Annotated in this window: 15 protein-coding genes; 11 read left to right on the top strand and 4 right to left on the bottom strand. The window is 51.1% G+C overall.

Translation table 11 applies throughout. The features are described from left to right. The first annotated feature begins 5 nt into the window (after window positions 1-5). From OGY67_RS19280 to OGY67_RS19270, 3 genes are all read left to right on the top strand, one after another. Window positions 6-2,438, top strand: coding sequence for a glycyl radical protein (locus OGY67_RS19280; protein WP_286574382.1), 2,433 nt, complete (start codon window positions 6-8; stop codon window positions 2,436-2,438). A 224-nt stretch (window positions 2,439-2,662) separates the two neighbouring features. Then, window positions 2,663-3,478 carry a Cof-type HAD-IIB family hydrolase gene (locus OGY67_RS19275; protein ID WP_048235770.1) on the top strand — a complete coding sequence of 272 codons (816 nt, stop codon included), beginning with the start codon at window positions 2,663-2,665 and terminating at the stop codon, window positions 3,476-3,478. Window positions 3,479-3,630: 152 nt separating this feature from the next. Next, complete coding sequence (locus OGY67_RS19270) at window positions 3,631-4,893, top strand: DUF1479 domain-containing protein (protein WP_286574381.1); 1,263 nt, start codon at window positions 3,631-3,633, stop codon at window positions 4,891-4,893. A gap of 78 nt (window positions 4,894-4,971) precedes the next feature. On the opposite strand, the gene OGY67_RS19265 is transcribed toward OGY67_RS19270, so the two are convergent. Next, the gene (locus OGY67_RS19265; RefSeq protein ID WP_008784214.1) at window positions 4,972-6,564 is read right to left on the bottom strand and encodes an ABC-F family ATPase; all 1,593 of its coding nucleotides are present in this window, start codon (window positions 6,562-6,564) and stop codon (window positions 4,972-4,974) included. Between the two features lie 232 nt (window positions 6,565-6,796). On the opposite strand from OGY67_RS19265, the gene ldtB reads away from it, so the two are divergent. Next, window positions 6,797-7,717: a L,D-transpeptidase gene (ldtB, locus tag OGY67_RS19260; protein ID WP_003035268.1), complete on the top strand. Its 921-nt coding sequence runs from the start codon at window positions 6,797-6,799 to the stop codon at window positions 7,715-7,717. A 94-nt stretch (window positions 7,718-7,811) separates the two neighbouring features. Here the strand turns inward: ldtB and OGY67_RS19255 are convergent, their stop codons facing one another. Further along, complete coding sequence (locus tag OGY67_RS19255; protein WP_137377812.1) at window positions 7,812-8,921, bottom strand: anion transporter; 1,110 nt, start codon at window positions 8,919-8,921, stop codon at window positions 7,812-7,814. Beyond that, on the bottom strand, window positions 8,918-9,391 hold the full coding sequence (gene mntR, locus OGY67_RS19250) for a manganese-binding transcriptional regulator MntR (protein WP_003831586.1): 474 nt from the start codon (window positions 9,389-9,391) through the stop codon (window positions 8,918-8,920). The genes OGY67_RS19255 and mntR overlap by 4 nt, the downstream gene beginning before the upstream one ends. A 186-nt stretch (window positions 9,392-9,577) precedes the next feature. Between mntR and mntS the strand changes: the two genes are divergently transcribed. Together mntS and OGY67_RS19240 are read left to right on the top strand one after the other, a co-directional pair. Further along, window positions 9,578-9,706 carry a manganase accumulation protein MntS gene (gene mntS / locus OGY67_RS19245; protein WP_003831584.1) on the top strand — a complete coding sequence of 43 codons (129 nt, stop codon included), beginning with the start codon at window positions 9,578-9,580 and terminating at the stop codon, window positions 9,704-9,706. A gap of 276 nt (window positions 9,707-9,982) precedes the next feature. Continuing rightward, entirely contained in the window at window positions 9,983-11,563 is a 1,581-nt protein-coding gene (locus tag OGY67_RS19240) for a phosphoethanolamine transferase (RefSeq protein ID WP_048214618.1), read from the top strand. A 139-nt stretch (window positions 11,564-11,702) separates the two neighbouring features. On the opposite strand, the gene ompX is transcribed toward OGY67_RS19240, so the two are convergent. Then, complete coding sequence (gene ompX, locus OGY67_RS19235) at window positions 11,703-12,218, bottom strand: outer membrane protein OmpX (RefSeq protein ID WP_048214619.1); 516 nt, start codon at window positions 12,216-12,218, stop codon at window positions 11,703-11,705. Between the two features lie 411 nt (window positions 12,219-12,629). Here ompX and rhtA point away from each other — a divergent pair, with 411 nt between their 5' ends. The 5 genes from rhtA to glnQ all read left to right on the top strand — a co-directional run bounded on the left by rhtA (window position 12,630) and on the right by glnQ (window position 16,952). Continuing rightward, window positions 12,630-13,517: a threonine/homoserine exporter RhtA gene (rhtA, locus tag OGY67_RS19230; RefSeq protein ID WP_008784209.1), complete on the top strand. Its 888-nt coding sequence runs from the start codon at window positions 12,630-12,632 to the stop codon at window positions 13,515-13,517. A 303-nt stretch (window positions 13,518-13,820) separates the two neighbouring features. Beyond that, the gene (dps, locus tag OGY67_RS19225; RefSeq protein WP_003035253.1) at window positions 13,821-14,324 is read left to right on the top strand and encodes a DNA starvation/stationary phase protection protein Dps; all 504 of its coding nucleotides are present in this window, start codon (window positions 13,821-13,823) and stop codon (window positions 14,322-14,324) included. A gap of 365 nt (window positions 14,325-14,689) precedes the next feature. Continuing rightward, window positions 14,690-15,436, top strand: coding sequence for a glutamine ABC transporter substrate-binding protein GlnH (gene glnH, locus OGY67_RS19220; protein ID WP_048235778.1), 747 nt, complete (start codon window positions 14,690-14,692; stop codon window positions 15,434-15,436). Between the two features lie 137 nt (window positions 15,437-15,573). After that, on the top strand, window positions 15,574-16,233 hold the full coding sequence (gene glnP, locus OGY67_RS19215) for a glutamine ABC transporter permease GlnP (RefSeq protein ID WP_003035248.1): 660 nt from the start codon (window positions 15,574-15,576) through the stop codon (window positions 16,231-16,233). Beyond that, a complete protein-coding gene (gene glnQ, locus OGY67_RS19210; RefSeq protein ID WP_003035246.1) occupies window positions 16,230-16,952 on the top strand; it encodes a glutamine ABC transporter ATP-binding protein GlnQ in 723 nt (240 codons plus the stop codon). Before glnP ends, glnQ begins: the two co-directional genes overlap by 4 nt. Window positions 16,953-16,956: the final 4 nt, after the last annotated feature.

Here is a 16,956-nt window from a genome sequence, read left to right as displayed (position 1 = left end):
TCGCCATGACCACTCTGAAACTGGACACACTCAGCGACCGTATCAAAGCGCATAAAACGGCCCTGATCCACATCGTGAAACCACCGGTTTGTACCGAGCGCGCCCAGCACTATACCGAGATGTATCAGCAACACCTGGATAAGCCGATCCCGGTACGCCGCGCGCTGGCTCTGGCCCATCATCTGGCGGAACGCACCATCTGGATCAAACATGACGAACTGATCATTGGTAACCAGGCAAGCGAAGTGCGTGCCGCGCCTATTTTCCCGGAATACACCGTCTCGTGGATTGAAAAAGAGATCGACGACCTCGCCGACAGACCGGGCGCAGGCTTTGCGGTAAGCGAAGAGAACAAACGTGTATTGCATGAGGTGTGCCCATGGTGGCGTGGTCAAACCGTGCAGGATCGCTGCTACGGGATGTTCACTGATGAGCAGAAAGGGCTGCTGGAAACCGGCATTATCAAAGCCGAAGGTAACATGACCTCCGGCGACGCACACCTGGCGGTAAACTTCCCGCTGCTGCTGGAAAAAGGTCTCGACGGCCTGCGTCACAAAGTCGATGAACGTCGCTCCCGCATCAATCTGACATGTCTGGAAGACCTCCATGGCGATCAGTTCCTGAAAGCGATTGATATCGTGCTGGAAGCCGTCAGTCTTCACATTGAGCGCTTTGCCGCGCTGGCGCGTAAAATGGCGTCCACGGAAACCCGCACCAGCCGTCGAGATGAACTGCTGACCATGGCGGAAAACTGCGATGTGATCGCCCATGAACCGCCAAAAACGTTCTGGCAGGCATTGCAGTTATGCTATTTCATCCAGCTGATCCTGCAAATTGAATCAAACGGTCACTCGGTGTCGTTTGGTCGTATGGATCAATACCTCTACCCGTTCTATCGTCGTGACGTTGAACTGAACCAGAGTCTTGATCGTGAGCACGCCATTGAACTGTTGCACAGCTGCTGGCTGAAACTGCTGGAAGTGAACAAAATCCGTTCCGGCTCCCATTCGAAAGCCTCGGCGGGCAGTCCGCTGTATCAGAACGTGACCATTGGTGGTCAAAACCTGGTCAACGGCCAGCCGATGGATGCCGTCAACCCGCTCTCCTACGCGATTCTGGAGTCCTGCGGCCGTCTGCGTTCTACGCAGCCAAACCTGAGCGTGCGTTATCACGCGGGGATGAGTAATGACTTCCTTGATGCCTGCGTGCAGGTGATCCGCTGCGGTTTCGGGATGCCAGCCTTTAACAACGATGAAATCGTCATACCGGAATTCATTAAGTTGGGCATTGAACCGCAGGATGCCTATGACTATGCGGCCATTGGGTGTATCGAAACCGCAGTCGGCGGGAAATGGGGCTACCGTTGCACCGGCATGAGCTTTATTAACTTTGCCCGCGTGATGCTGGCGGCACTGGAAGGTGGGCGTGATGCCACCAGTGGCAAAGCCTTTCTGCCACAGGAAAAAGCGCTCTCGGCTGGTAACTTCAACAATTTCGACGAAGTGATGGATGCCTGGGATACGCAAATCCGCTACTACACGCGTAAATCCATAGAAATTGAGTATGTCGTCGACACCATGCTGGAAGAGAACGTGCACGATATTCTGTGTTCCGCGCTGGTAGACGACTGCATTGAACGGGCGAAAAGCATTAAGCAAGGCGGCGCGAAGTATGACTGGGTATCGGGTTTGCAGGTGGGTATTGCCAACCTCGGTAACAGCCTGGCAGCAGTGAAGAAACTGGTCTTTGAACAGGGCGCTATTGGTCAACAACAGCTGGCCGCTGCGCTGGCCGATGATTTTGACGGTCTGACCCATGAGCAGTTACGCCAACGACTGATCAACGGCGCGCCGAAATACGGCAACGATGACGATAGCGTTGATACGCTACTGGCCCGCGCTTATCAGACCTATATCAATGAACTGAAACAGTATCATAATCCGCGTTACGGACGTGGCCCGGTTGGCGGCAATTACTACGCCGGGACCTCGTCTATTTCGGCAAACGTGCCGTTCGGCGCAGCAACGATGGCAACGCCGGATGGCCGTAAAGCACACACTCCGCTGGCAGAAGGCGCAAGCCCGGCTTCCGGTACGGACCATCTCGGCCCAACGGCGGTAATTGGTTCGGTGGGTAAACTGCCGACCGGTTCGATTCTCGGCGGCGTGCTGTTAAATCAGAAGCTCAACCCGGCCACGCTGGAAAATGAATCCGATAAGCAAAAGCTGATGATCCTGCTGCGTACCTTCTTCGAAGAGCACAAAGGCTGGCATATTCAGTACAACATTGTCTCCCGTGAAACGCTGCTGGAAGCCAAAAAACACCCGGATCAATATCGTGACCTGGTGGTCCGTGTAGCAGGTTATTCCGCCTTCTTCACTGCGCTTTCTCCGGATGCGCAAGACGACATCATCGCGCGTACTGAACATATGCTGTAAACAATATTGTCGGCCGGATGAGATTCCACACCGCCATCCGGCACGCTACCCTACCCATTGCCGGATGCGCTGACGCTTATCCGGCCTACAACGACTCTCTCCATAGCCGGGTAAGGCGAAGCTACCACCCGGCTTTTTACTTTCATTCGAAATTAAATTTGTGCTACAGGTCACATTGTTATTAGAATGTTTCTGGTTGCAGTAATCGCCAGGAGCCTATCTTTATGACCATCAAAGTTATCGTCACCGATATGGACGGAACTTTTCTCGACGACGCCAAGAAATACGATCGTGCACGTTTTATGGCGCAGTATCAGGAACTGAAAAAACGAAATATCGAATTTGTCGTGGCCAGCGGCAACCAGTATTACCAGTTGATCTCCTTTTTCCCGGAGCTCAAAGAGGAAATTTCTTTTGTCGCTGAGAACGGGGCTTTGGTCTTTGAACATGGCAAGCAACTGTTTCACGGCGAGCTTACCCGCCACGAATCCCGTATTGTCATTGGTGAACTGCTAAAAGATAAGCAGCTCAACTTTGTGGCTTGCGGGCTGCAAAGCGCTTACGTTAGCGAAAATGCGCCAGAGTCCTTTGTCGCATTGATGTCAAAACACTACCATCGCCTGAAACCCGTAAAGGATTATCAGGATATCGACGATGTGCTGTTCAAGTTCTCGCTAAATTTACCGGACCAACAAATCCCATTGGTTATCGATCACCTGCATGCTGCGCTGGACGGCATCATGAAGCCCGTCACCAGCGGCTTCGGGTTTATCGATCTGATCATTCCGGGCCTACATAAAGCCAACGGGATCAGCCGCCTGCTTAAACGCTGGAACCTGTCACCGCAAAACGTAGTCGCCATTGGCGATAGCGGAAACGACGCGGAAATGCTGAAAATGGCGCACTACTCTTTCGCCATGGCCAACGCGGCAGAGAATATCAAAGCGATTGCTCGCTATCAGACCGACGACAATAACCATCAGGGCGCGCTGAACGTAATTCAGGCTGTGCTGGATAACACCTCCCCTTTTAACGTCTAATCCTGCCAACCGGGGTATCTCTCATCCCGGTTTTCATACTTTTTCTATTTTGCTCACTCCATCAAGTTTTAAACTTGCGTTAACTAAATTTTAACTTATATTATCATCTGTAAGTTAGTTAAGTTTCGAATGAAAGTTAATGCGAGGTGGATATGGCTTTTACTTTTACCAGCGGCACGCTGCCCGCCGATCACAAAGCGGCAATCCGGCAGATGAAACAGCAACTGCGGGCACAGCTTGGGGATGTTCAGTTAATCTTCAATCAGTTGAGCGATGCTATCGCCACCCGCGTGGCGGAAATCAACGCCTTCAAAGCGCAAGGTGCCCCAGTGTGGCCAGTGATATCTTATGCAGATATCAAAGCAGGCCACGTAAGTGCAGAGCAGCGTGAAGAAATTAAGCGTCGCGGATGCGCAGTCATTAAAAGTCATTTCCCTCGCGAACAGGCTCTCGGATGGGACAGCTCAATGCTGGACTATCTGGACCGCAACCACTTTGACGACGTCTATAAAGGACCCGGCGATAATTTCTTCGGTACTCTGAGCGCATCACGGCCTGAAATCTACCCCATCTACTGGTCCCAGGCGCAGATGCAGGCCCGCCAGAGTGAAGAAATGGCCAATGCACAGTCGTTCCTCAATCGTTTGTGGACCTTTACAAGCGAAGGTAAACAATGGTTTAACCCGGATATCAGCATTATTTACCCTGACCGCATTCGCCGTCGACCGCCGGGAACCACGTCTAAAGGGCTGGGCGCGCATACGGATTCCGGCGCGCTGGAACGCTGGCTTCTTCCGGCATATCAGCAGGTCTTTGCTCATGTTTTCAATGGCAAGCTGGAAGATTACGATCCGTGGCAGGCGGCGCATCGCACTGAGGTAGAAGAGTACACGGTGGATAACACCACCAAATGTTCGGTATTCCGTACCTTCCAGGGCTGGACTGCACTGTCCGATATGCTGCCAGGTCAGGGATTGTTGCATGTGGTCCCGATCCCTGAAGCGATGGCGTATGTGCTGTTACGCCCATTGCTTGACGATGTGCCGGAAGATGAACTTTGCGGCGTCGCGCCCGGCCGGGTGCTGCCGATTTCCACGCAATGGCATCCTCTGCTGATTGAAGCGTTAACCAGCATTCCACAACTGGACGCCGGAGACTCCGTCTGGTGGCATTGTGATGTGATTCACTCCGTCGCACCGGTGGAAAATCAGCAGGGTTGGGGTAACGTGATGTACATTCCTGCCGCACCGATGTGCGAAAAGAATCTGGCCTACGCCCACAAAGTGAAGGCCGCGCTGGAAAAAGGTGCATCACCGGGTGATTTTCCACGGGAGGATTATGAAACTAACTGGGAAGGACGCTTCACGCTGGAGGATTTGAATATCCACGGTAAACGCGCGCTGGGGATTGTTTAATTTTATATCCCCTTATCCCTAAGTATCTCGTGTTACAGGTGCAACCATCACACCTGTAACACGAGAACGACGGGAGACTTATTCGACGCCTTTACTACGCAGGTAATCTTCGTAGTTACCGGTGAAGTCGATTACGCGTTCCGGCGTAATTTCAATCACGCGGGTTGCCAGCGAGCTGACGAACTCACGGTCATGAGAAACGAAGATCAGCGTGCCCTGGTACATTTCCAGCGCCATGTTCAGCGACTCGATAGATTCCATATCCAGGTGGTTGGTCGGTTCATCCATAACCAGGATATTCGGTTTCTGCATCATCAGCTTACCGAACAGCATGCGTCCTTTTTCACCACCGGAGAGGACTTTTGCAGGTTTCTTGATATCGTCCTGGCTGAACAGCAGACGACCAAGGAAGCTACGTACTACCTGCTCATCATCGCCTTCCTGCTTCCACTGACTCATCCATTCGAAAACGGTCAGATCGTTTTCGAACTCGTATTCATGATCCTGCGCGTAGTAACCGACCTGGGCGTTTTCAGACCACTTAACGGTACCGTTGTCCGGCTGTAAGTCGCCAACCAACGTTTTCAGCATAGTGGATTTACCCACGCCGTTGGCACCAATGATGGCAACCTTCTCCCCTACTTCCAGCAGCAGGTTGAAGTTTTTAAACAGCGGGCCTTCATCAAAACCTTTCGCCAGCGCTTCCACTTCCAGCGCGTTACGGAACAGTTTCTTATCCTGTTCGAAGCGGATGAACGGGTTCTGACGGCTGGACGCTTTCACTTCGTCGAGCTTAATCTTATCAATCTGACGCGCACGAGAAGTCGCCTGTCGAGATTTAGACGCGTTGGCGCTAAAGCGGCTGACGAAGGATTGCAGATCGGCAATCTGTGCTTTCTTCTTGGCGTTATCGGCCAGCAGACGTTCACGCGCCTGGGTTGCCGCCGTCATGTATTCGTCGTAGTTACCCGGATAAACACGCAGTTCGCCGTAGTCCAGATCCGCCATGTGTGTACAGACCATGTTCAGGAAGTGACGGTCGTGCGAAATGATGATCATGGTGCTGTCACGCTCGTTCAGCGTCTGCTCCAGCCAACGGATGGTGTCGATATCCAGGTTGTTCGTTGGTTCGTCGAGCAGCAGAATGTCCGGGTTAGAGAACAGCGCCTGTGCCAGAAGCACACGCAGCTTCCAGCCGGGTGCGACTTCACTCATCGGGCCGTAATGCTGTTCTACCGGAATACCTACGCCCAGCAGCAGTTCACCCGCACGCGCTTCCGCAGAGTAGCCGTCCATTTCGCCATACTGAACTTCGAGGTCAGCAACTTTATAGCCGTCTTCTTCGCTCATCTCGGCCAGAGCGTAAATGCGATCGCGCTCCTGCTTCACTTCCCACAGTTCAGCGTGACCCATGATCACGGTGTCAAGCACGGTGAACTCTTCAAAGGCGAACTGATCCTGGCGCAGCTTACCAATACGCTCGTTAGGATCGAGGGAAACGTTGCCCAGCGTCGGTTCGAGATCGCCGCCGAGAATTTTCATAAAAGTGGATTTACCGCTACCGTTCGCGCCAATCAGGCCGTAACGGTTGCCGCCGCCAAATTTGACGGAAATATTTTCAAACAGCGGCTTACTGCCGAACTGCATGGTGACGTTGCTGGAAACTAACACTGGCGTATCCTGAAAGAGAAAGAAATATGTGACAAACCGCTTATTATGCCATAAGTCTGCAAGAAGATCGCGTCTTCATGCGGAAGGGAAAAAGTGAAACCAAAAGGAAAAAAATGTGATTTAGTACACATCCGAATTCCTTGTTGCTCAGATTGCACATATAATGCGTGCCCAACACTACATAAATCTCAACCCACTAGCCTGCCTGGCACTGAATCTCGCATACATGAATATGAATATGAAATTAACAACGCTTTTCGCGGCGGCACTCGCAATAGTTGGTTTTTGTAATACCGCTTCAGCCGTCACGTACCCGCTGCCGACTGATGGTAGCCGTTTGATTGGCCAAAACCAGGTCATTACTATTCCTGAAGGCAACACCCAACCGCTGGAGTATTTTGCGGCAGAGTATCAGATGGGTCTGTCTAACATGCTGGAAGCCAACCCGGGCGTGGATACCTTCCTGCCGAAAGGCGGCACCGTGCTGAACATTCCTCAGCAGTTGATCCTGCCGGATACCGTGCATGAAGGTATTGTTATCAACAGCGCTGAAATGCGTCTGTACTACTACCCGAAAGGCACCAACACCGTAATTGTTCTGCCGATCGGTATCGGCCAGCTGGGCAAAGACACGCCAATCAACTGGACCACCAAAGTAGAACGTAAAAAAGCGGGCCCAACCTGGACGCCAACGGCGAAAATGCATGCGGAATACCGCGCTGCGGGCGAACCGCTGCCAGCCGTTGTTCCGGCAGGTCCGGATAACCCGATGGGACTGTACGCGCTGTATATCGGTCGCCTGTATGCCATCCACGGCACCAATGCTAACTTCGGCGTAGGCTTACGCGTCAGCCACGGTTGCGTGCGTCTGCGTAACGACGACATCAAATTCCTGTTTGAAAATGTGCCAGTCGGCACCCGTGTACAGTTTATTGATGAGCCGGTAAAAGCCACTACCGAACCAGACGGCAGCCGTTACATCGAAGTACATAACCCACTGTCTACGACTGAAGCACAGTTCGAAGGCGGAGAAATCGTACCGATTACCCTGAACAAGAGCATTACCAGCATCACCGGTCAGTCTGACGTCGATCAGGCCGTCGTTGAGCAGGCGGTACAGAACCGTTCAGGTATGCCGGTTCGTTTGAACTAATCTGCTATATATGCCCGATGGCGCTACGCTTATCGGGCCTACCAACGCAGTAGGCCGGATTAGGCGCCAGCCGCCATCCGGCACATCACATCAATTACATCAACAGCAGCAAACCATACCCCACCAGCGCCGCCCATATCAGCATCGGTACCGAATACCAATGAAAACGCCACCAGATCCGTCGGTCGTTTGCCATCCGTAACGCAATGAGATTCGCCAGCGATCCCGGCAACAGACCAAAGCCGCCCACATTAACTGCCCAGGCCAGCAGCAGCGTCGGCGGGACATAGTTCAGCAGCAAAATCGTACTCGGCACATTACTGATAAACTGCGACAGGCCAATAGCCGTCAACCAAAGTCCCGGCGCTGAGAGCGTGCCAATCTGGTGGGTAATCCCCTGCAAGGCCGGGAGCTGCGTCAACAAATGCACATCAATGAACATCGCCATAAACACTAACAGCAACGTCCAGTCCACGCTGAGGATCACGCGACGCGCCAGCACCATGAACCCTGCCGCCACAATCGCCAGACCCCACAGCTCTTGCTTTAACTCCAGCGCCGCCAAGAAGATGATATACAGCGCCAGACAGCTCCATACCAGGCGTGGTTGCCAGTCAGACGCGCGCGTACCGGTATGATAGTGCAACGCTTTATGCGGGAAACTGAACCAGCACAGCACCACCAGCGTCAGCATCATGGCCCCCGCAAGCGGCGCCATTTGCCAGGTAAACGCGGTAAACGATAAGCCTGAGCGTCCCCACATCAGAATGTTTTGCGGATTACCTATTGGCGTGAGCAACGATCCGGCGTTTACCGCCAGCGCCTCAAAGATAATCAGGCGATTCACCGGAATGGCACATAATTTTTTCAGGGTGATGGTCAGCGGAACAACAATAAACAATGCAACGTCGTTGGTCAGAAACGTCGACAACAACGCCGCCGCCAGCACCATAAATATCGCCAGCTGGCGCTCTGTTTTGAAGCGGCGGGTCATCTTGCGACCTAACACATCGAAATAACCGCTTAGCTCCACGCCTTTGGTCAGTAACATCAGGCCGCTAAGCGTGATAATCGTGTGCCAGTCAATCGCCCCTGGCCAGGACCGGGGCGTAAATGGCGTGAACAGACTCAGTACAACCCCAACGATGATTAACAGCTGGAAAAAACGATCGCGCTGTAAGGCACGTAATAAAGGAAAACTCATTCAGAGCCCGTTCCTTGCTGTTGCGTAAACCGGCTAAAAGCCTCCAGCGTTTCCTTACTGACGTGATGCTCCATCCCCTCCGCGTCGCGACGGGCAATTTCCGGGCTGATGCCTAACATCAACAGGAAATTTTCCACAATCTGATGACGTTCCCGGCTCTCCTGGGCTAGTCGTTCACCTTCTGCGGTTAAAAACACCCCACGCCACGGGATCATTTCAATCAATCCGACTGAGGCAAGGCGCTTAAGCATTTTAGCAACCGTCGGCTGGGAAACCCCAAGTCGCGCGGCCATATCCACCTGGCGCGCTTCACCCACCTCAATAATGAGATCGGAAATCAGCTCTACGTAGTCATCAATCAGTTCGCGGCGATGCGCCTCCCGGACCTGACGAAATCCTTCAACGTGTTCTTCGACATTCACCAATTGCGTCACTTTTTTGGTTGTTGGCATACCTGCGCGACGACTCATTCTGCTTCCTCGTTACTGTGACGCGTTAACGGCATCTGATTAGAGAGCGCTCATTGTAAACCAGAGTTGCGTGGGCACAAAAAATTAACGTTTTAGCAATAGCTATATAATATAGCCTGTGCTATATCTGTATATAATAAAGACATCCCTCAAGGACTGATGGGATCGTGAAGTCAGGAGGTTTACATGAATGAATTTAAGAGGTGTATACGCGTGTTTAGCCACTCTCCCTTTAAAGTACGGTTGATGCTGATCTCTATGCTGTGTGACATGATTAACAGCAAACCAGAGCAGGATAAACCTTCAGAAAAATAATGCGGCGTCGCGGTACGCCGCTTCATTTTCCTGCCGTCATTCGGGTACGGTGGTGGTTTTCGTCTCAATAACCTTTCTTTTTGTCAGTTTTGCCACGCCCCTCGCAAAACAATTTCTTTGTAGTAGTTGACCTTCTCTTGCGCACACTCTATCTTTTCGCAGCCCTGCGTATATTGCGGCTCGCGGATGCGGACCCTATCCCTCTTCTCGCTCTCTCAGGCAGGCAATGACCCTTAGCGCCAGGGTAAGCACATGGCGTTTTTGTAACAGTGGCATATGAATTTAACCCTCAAAGATTCAATCATTGCTCGTAGCCGGGCAATTAGTCCGTGGACTGGCCTCTATTTCTTACAGTCTCTGCTAATAAACCTTGCTCTGGGCTATCCGCTTAGCCTGCTCTATAGCGTTGCTTTCACCTGTATATTGATGCTGCTGTGGCGTAGCGCGCCGCGCGCGCAGAAGGCACTGATTGGCATTTGCTCACTCATTGCGGCAATGTACTTTCCGTTCGGCCAGGCTTACGGCTCACCGAACTTCAATACCTTGCTGGCGCTGCACTCAACCAATATGGAAGAGTCAACCGAGATCCTGACCATCTTCCCCTGGTACAGTTATCTGGTTGGGGTGTTTATTTTTGCCCTTGGCGTTATCGCCGTACGCCGTAAAAAAGATGTGCAGCAGCGCAGCTGGAATAAGTTCGACAGCATTTGTTTGCTGTTTAGCGTTGTCGCATTCTTTGTTACCCCGGTACAAAACCTGGCCTGGGGCGGCGTGTTCAAGCTGAAAGACACTGGCTATCCGGTTTTCCGTTTCGCCAAGGACGTTATCGTCAATAACAACGAAGTGCTCGACGAACAAGAGCGTATGGCGAAACTGTCGAGCGTAAAAGACAGCTGGACGGTAACCGCCGTTAAACCGAAGTATCACACCTACGTCGTGGTAATCGGTGAAAGCGCCCGCCGCGATGCGTTAGGCGCGTTTGGCGGTCACTGGGATAACACCCCGTTTGCCAGCTCCGTTAACGGCTATATCTTTGCGGATTACATTGCTGCCAGCGGTTCAACGCAAAAATCGCTCGGCTTAACGCTTAATCGGGTAGTGGATAATAAACCCCAGTTCCAGGATAACTTTGTCACCCTGGCTAACCGCGCGGGCTTTCAGACATGGTGGTTTTCCAATCAGGGACAGATTGGTGAATACGATACGGCCATCGCCAGCATTGCGAAGCGCGCTGATGAGGTTCAGTTCCTCAAAAGCGGTGACTTCGAAGCGGATAAAAACACCCGTGACGAAGCGCTGTTGAAGATGACTGCCCAGGTGCTGGCAACCGAGCGCACCCAGCCACAGCTCATCGTGCTGCATTTAATGGGCTCGCATCCGCAGGCCTGTGACCGAACGCAGGGTAAATACGAGACTTTCGTCCAGTCAAAAGAGACATCTTGTTATCTGTACACCATGACGCAGACGGATGACCTGCTGCGCCAGCTTTACGAGCAGTTACGTAACAGCGGAAATAGCTTCTCGATGGTCTATTTCTCCGATCATGGCCTCGCGTTTAAAGAGCGGGGAAAAGAGGTGCAGTACCTGGCGCATGACGATCAGTTCCAGCAGAATTTCCAGGTGCCTTTCATGGTGCTGTCGAGCGATGATAAAGCGCATCGGGTGATTAAAGCTCGTCGCTCCGCCAATGATTTCCTAAGTTTTTTCTCGCAGTGGACGGGGATAAGCGCAAAAGAAATCACCAACAGCTACCGCTTTATCTCAGAGAAAAAAGCCGGGCCGGTGTACATCACCAACTTCAAACTGCAGAAGGTGGATTACAACCATCTGGGTACCGATATTTTCTCAACCAAATAATACGTTGTCGGCCGGATAAGGCATTTTGCTACCGATGCCTGATGCGCTGCGCTTATCAGGCCTACAACGACATTCCTTCCTGCATTACACGCAAAAAAAATCCGCCCCAAGAGGCGGATTTTTCATATCACCGAAGTGATTAGAAGCGGTAACCCACGCCAGCAATCCAGGTGCCAACGTCAACGCTACGAATACGGCTCTGCTCGTAGGAGAAGTCCAGAGCAACGTTTTCGATCGGGTTGAACTGCAGACCAGCACCGTAAGAGAAACCGTAGTCGCTGGTGCTGTGGTTGTCAGCCGGAGATGCTGCGTTCTGGAATTTACCGTAACCAACACCCACTACACCGTAGATGCTTGCCCAGTCGTTCAGACGGTAAGCCGGACCAGCAGTGATGCCGTAGTACTGGGTTTTGTTGTAGTCGCCAGAAGCATCGGTACGATCTTTTTCAGTGTAAGTGAAGGAACCGATAACACCCAGCGGGTTGTTGTCCTGCTCGTAGCGATACTTCAGGTTGAAACCGTTCATTTTGTTCGCTGCGCCCTGAGCATCGCTCTGAGCGTAACCACCGGTAACGGTAGAAGTAGCAGCTACAGCAGTACCTGCGGAGAAAGCCAGAACAGCGGCCAGTGCTGAAAGACATGCAATTTTTTTCATAACCACCTCAAATGTGCTTCAAGTAAATCTTAAGTTTTAAATATACCAAAAATTGATGGGAAACTCTTTGCGATTCGCGATGTCTAACGGGGTCTTTCATGTAACAGAACATTTCAAAAACCCGCTATCTCTTTCAATTAACATCACTTTTTCAACTGAAAATACCATTATTGCGCGCACAATATGGCACATTCATCCAGAACATTCCTAATCACACAGATTATTAATCCATCATTTTCATGCCATTGTACGGAACTGAGTAATTTTTTTTTCAACGAATACTCAACCAGTTGAGCGTAATTCCATTACACTCGCTGTTTTACTTTTCTATACATAAAATCATCTGCGTCGTAACAATGCTGAAGCGTGGCACAGATGGAGACGTGTAATCATCATTTGACAGGAGAAAGGATGCCGGGGTTGTCACGTAAAGCGCCAGTCTGGTTGCCTATTTTGGTTTTGCTTATTGCTATGTCCTCCATTCAAAGCGGAGCATCACTGGCAAAATCTTTGTTCCCACTCGTCGGTGCGCCGGGCGTTACCGCGCTGCGCCTTGCGCTGGGTACGCTCATTCTTATCGCTTTCTTTAAGCCCTGGCGTTTACGATTCGCTAAAGAACAACGCCTGCCGCTACTGTTTTATGGCCTGTCTCTGGGCGGGATGAACTACCTTTTCTACCTGTCAATCCAAACTGTCCCACTGGGAATCGCCGTGGCGCTGGAATTTACCGGCCCGCTCGCGGTAGCGCTGTTTTCATCCCGACGCCCGGTGGATTTCATTTGGGTTGCGTTGGCAGTACTCGGGCTCTGGTTCCTGCTGCCTCTGGGTCAGGACGTTTCTCACGTAGATTTAACCGGCGCAGCGCTGGCGCTGGGGGCTGGCGCCTGCTGGGCCATCTATATTCTTACCGGGCAGCGAGCCGGGGCGGAACACGGTCCGGCAACCGTCGCAGTAGGGTCATTCATTGCAGCACTGGTATTTGTTCCAATCGGCGCACTCCAGGCCGGAGATGCCCTGTGGCACTGGTCCATTCTGCCGTTAGGCCTGGCCATTGCAGTTCTCTCTACTGCGCTTCCCTATTCACTGGAGATGATTGCATTGACGCGCCTGCCTACGCGTACTTTCGGTACATTGATGAGCATGGAACCCGCGCTGGCAGCGGTTTCCGGAATGATCTTCCTCGGTGAAACGTTGACGCTTATCCAGACGCTCGCTCTGGGCGCCATTATTGTCGCATCAATGGGCTCTACGCTCACTATTCGTAAAGAGCCACAAATAAAACAAGTCGACGTGAATTAACCACGTATTATTCTGCATGGTTTGCATAATCATGCAGAATATCCAATTGTAAATCTGCGTGATAATAATTCTAATAAATATAATTTTCTCATCCGCATATTTCATTTAATCTTAAAATTAACATAAAAATAACACTACGCAAGTAACAAAACCATCATCACATTGATTTTATTTGATATTTTATATTCACCCTCGTCTTCACTATTAAAGTGATAGGCAACACCGGAAACAAAAATCCAAATTTAGCGCTATACTTAATTCCGTTGAAGAGTTGGGACATAAATATCAAGAGGATATGAAAATATGAGTACCGCGAAACTGGTAAAAACAAAAGCATCCGCCCTCCTTTATACCCGCAACGATGTGTCTGATAGCGAAAAGAAAGCGACCGTAGAACTGCTGAATCAGCAAGTAATCCAGTTCATTGACCTGTCATTGATCACCAAACAGGCTCACTGGAACATGCGCGGTGCAAACTTCATTGCAGTACATGAAATGCTGGATGGCTTCCGTACAGCTCTGACCGATCACCTCGACACCATGGCTGAACGCGCCGTACAGTTGGGCGGTGTGGCACTGGGCACAACTCAGGTTATTAACAGCAAAACGCCTCTGAAAAGTTACCCGCTGGATATCCATAGCGTACAGGACCACTTAAAAGAGCTGGCCGAACGTTATGCCGTAGTTGCAAACAGCGTACGTAAAGCTATCAGCGAAGCAAAAGACGAAGATACCGCGGATATCTTTACCGCAGCTTCTCGCGACCTCGATAAATTCCTGTGGTTTATCGAAGCCAACATTGAGTAACAGCAGACATAAGAATTACCTATATAACCCTCGCTCCGGCGGGGGTTTTGCACATCTATGGTGCATAACATTGATCATTCGTCACTCCAAAGTAAATTATTTGTAATAATCACCTCACACAATCGTTAACGAAAGATTGTTTTATCAACAATTTTTACGCTAAATAGTCATACCGTTTGCACCGTGACTGGTTCGCACCAAATGAGTGCCCCAAAACAGTGCAGATTATTCGCTATGCCCTACTTATTGTGCAGAGAAACGAGACACCCTCTTGTTAAAACAATGAGTTGCAAAATTGGCACGATTTTTTCATTAAGCCATATGTTCTCGCAGGGGATCGCCCCGTGGATATAAAAGGAAATCCTATGAAGTCTGTATTAAAAGTTTCACTGGCTGCACTTACCCTGGCTTTTGCGGTGTCCTCCCATGCCGCAGACAAGAAACTGGTTGTCGCAACCGACACCGCGTTTGTACCGTTTGAATTCAAACAGGGTGACAAATACGTTGGTTTTGATGTGGATCTGTGGGCTGCCGTGGCCAAAGAACTGAAACTGGATTATGAACTGAAACCGATGGATTTCAGCGGCATCATCCCGGCACTGCAAACCAAAAATATCGACCTGGCACTGGCAGGTATCACCATCACCGAAGAGCGTAAAAAAGCGATCGACTTCTCCGACGGCTACTACAAAAGCGGTCTGTTAGTGATGGTGAAAGCGAATAACAACGACGTCAAAAGCGTAAAAGATCTGGATGGTAAAGTCGTTGCAGTTAAGAGCGGCACCGGTTCCGTTGATTACGCGAAAGCGAATATCAAAACCAAAGACCTGCGTCAGTTCCCGAATATCGATAACGCATATATGGAACTGGGCACCAACCGCGCAGACGCTGTACTGCACGACACACCAAACATTCTTTACTTCATCAAAACAGCTGGCAATGGTCAGTTCAAAGCTGTAGGCGAATCGCTGGAAGCCCAGCAGTACGGTATCGCCTTCCCGAAAGGCAGCGACGACCTGCGTGAGAAAGTGAACGGCGCGCTGAAAACGCTGAAAGAGAACGGTACTTACAACGAAATCTACAAAAAATGGTTCGGTACTGAACCTAAATAATAACCGGCAGCGTTGCCCGGTAGCGTGATGCTTACCGGGCCTACGCCTGGATTTTTGAGACCTGTAGGCCGGATAAGCACAGCACATCCGGCAAAACGGGCATTTGAATATTTACACCACGGTAACAGGAACGACATATGCAGTTTGACTGGAGTGCCATCTGGCCCGCCATCCCGCTTTTGATTGAAGGCGCCAAAATGACCCTGTGGATCTCGGTCCTCGGTCTGGCTGGCGGTCTGATAATCGGACTTGCAGCAGGGTTTGCGCGCACTTTCGGCGGTTGGATCGCCAACCACGTAGCGCTGGTGTTTATCGAAGTCATTCGCGGTACGCCAATCGTTGTGCAGGTAATGTTTATTTACTTCGCTCTGCCAATGGCATTTAACGATTTACGCATTGACCCCTTTAGCGCCGCCGTTGTCACCATCATGATCAACTCCGGGGCCTATATTGCGGAAATCACCCGCGGTGCCGTGCTCTCAATCCATAAAGGGTTCAGCGAAGCCGGTTTGGCGCTTGGACTTTCACGCACAGAGACTATCCGCCACGTTATTTTACCCCTCGCACTGCGTCGTATGCTGCCACCGCTAGGCAACCAGTGGATCATCAGCATTAAAGATACCTCGCTGTTTATTGTCATTGGCGTCGCTGAACTGACCCGTCAGGGCCAGGAAATCATTGCCGGTAACTTCCGCGCACTGGAAATCTGGAGCGCCGTTGCGGTGTTCTATCTGATCATTACGCTGGTGCTGAGCTTCATTCTGCGTCGTCTGGAAAGAAGGATGAAAATCCTGTGATTGAATTTAAAAACGTTTCTAAGCACTTTGGTCCAACTCAGGTGCTGCACAATATTGACCTGAACATTCAGCAGGGTGAAGTCGTGGTGATTATCGGGCCGTCAGGATCCGGTAAATCTACCCTGCTGCGCTGCATTAACAAGCTGGAAGAGATAACCTCCGGTGATCTGATCGTCGATGGTCTGAAAGTAAACGATCCGAAGGTAGACGAGCGCTTAATCCGTCAGGAAGCCGGAATGGTATTTCAGCAGTTCTACCTGTTCCCACATCTGACGGCACTGGAAAACGTCATGTTCGGACCGCAGCGCGTACGCGGGGCGAATAAAGAACAGGCCGAGAAACTGGCGAAAGAGCTGCTGGCAAAAGTGGGTCTGGCCGAACGTGCACATCACTACCCTTCTGAACTGTCCGGCGGTCAACAACAGCGTGTGGCTATCGCCCGTGCGCTGGCAGTAAAACCGAAAATGATGCTGTTTGATGAGCCAACCTCAGCACTCGACCCTGAACTGCGCCATGAAGTTCTGAAAGTGATGCAGGACCTGGCGGAAGAAGGGATGACCATGGTGATTGTGACCCACGAAATCGGCTTTGCCGAAAAAGTGGCTTCACGCCTGATTTTCATTGATAAGGGACGAATTGCCGAAGACGGTAATCCGCAGGCCCTGATTGAAAATCCACCCAGCCAACGCTTACAGGAATTCTTGCAGCACGTTTCCTGATAGC

The sequence above is a fragment of the Citrobacter sp. Cpo015 genome, assembly GCF_030333035.1.
Classification (GTDB): Bacteria; Pseudomonadota; Gammaproteobacteria; order Enterobacterales; family Enterobacteriaceae; genus Citrobacter; species Citrobacter portucalensis.
Note: the sequence above shows the minus strand (reverse complement) of the source record. Positions and strands in the feature narration are given on the sequence as shown.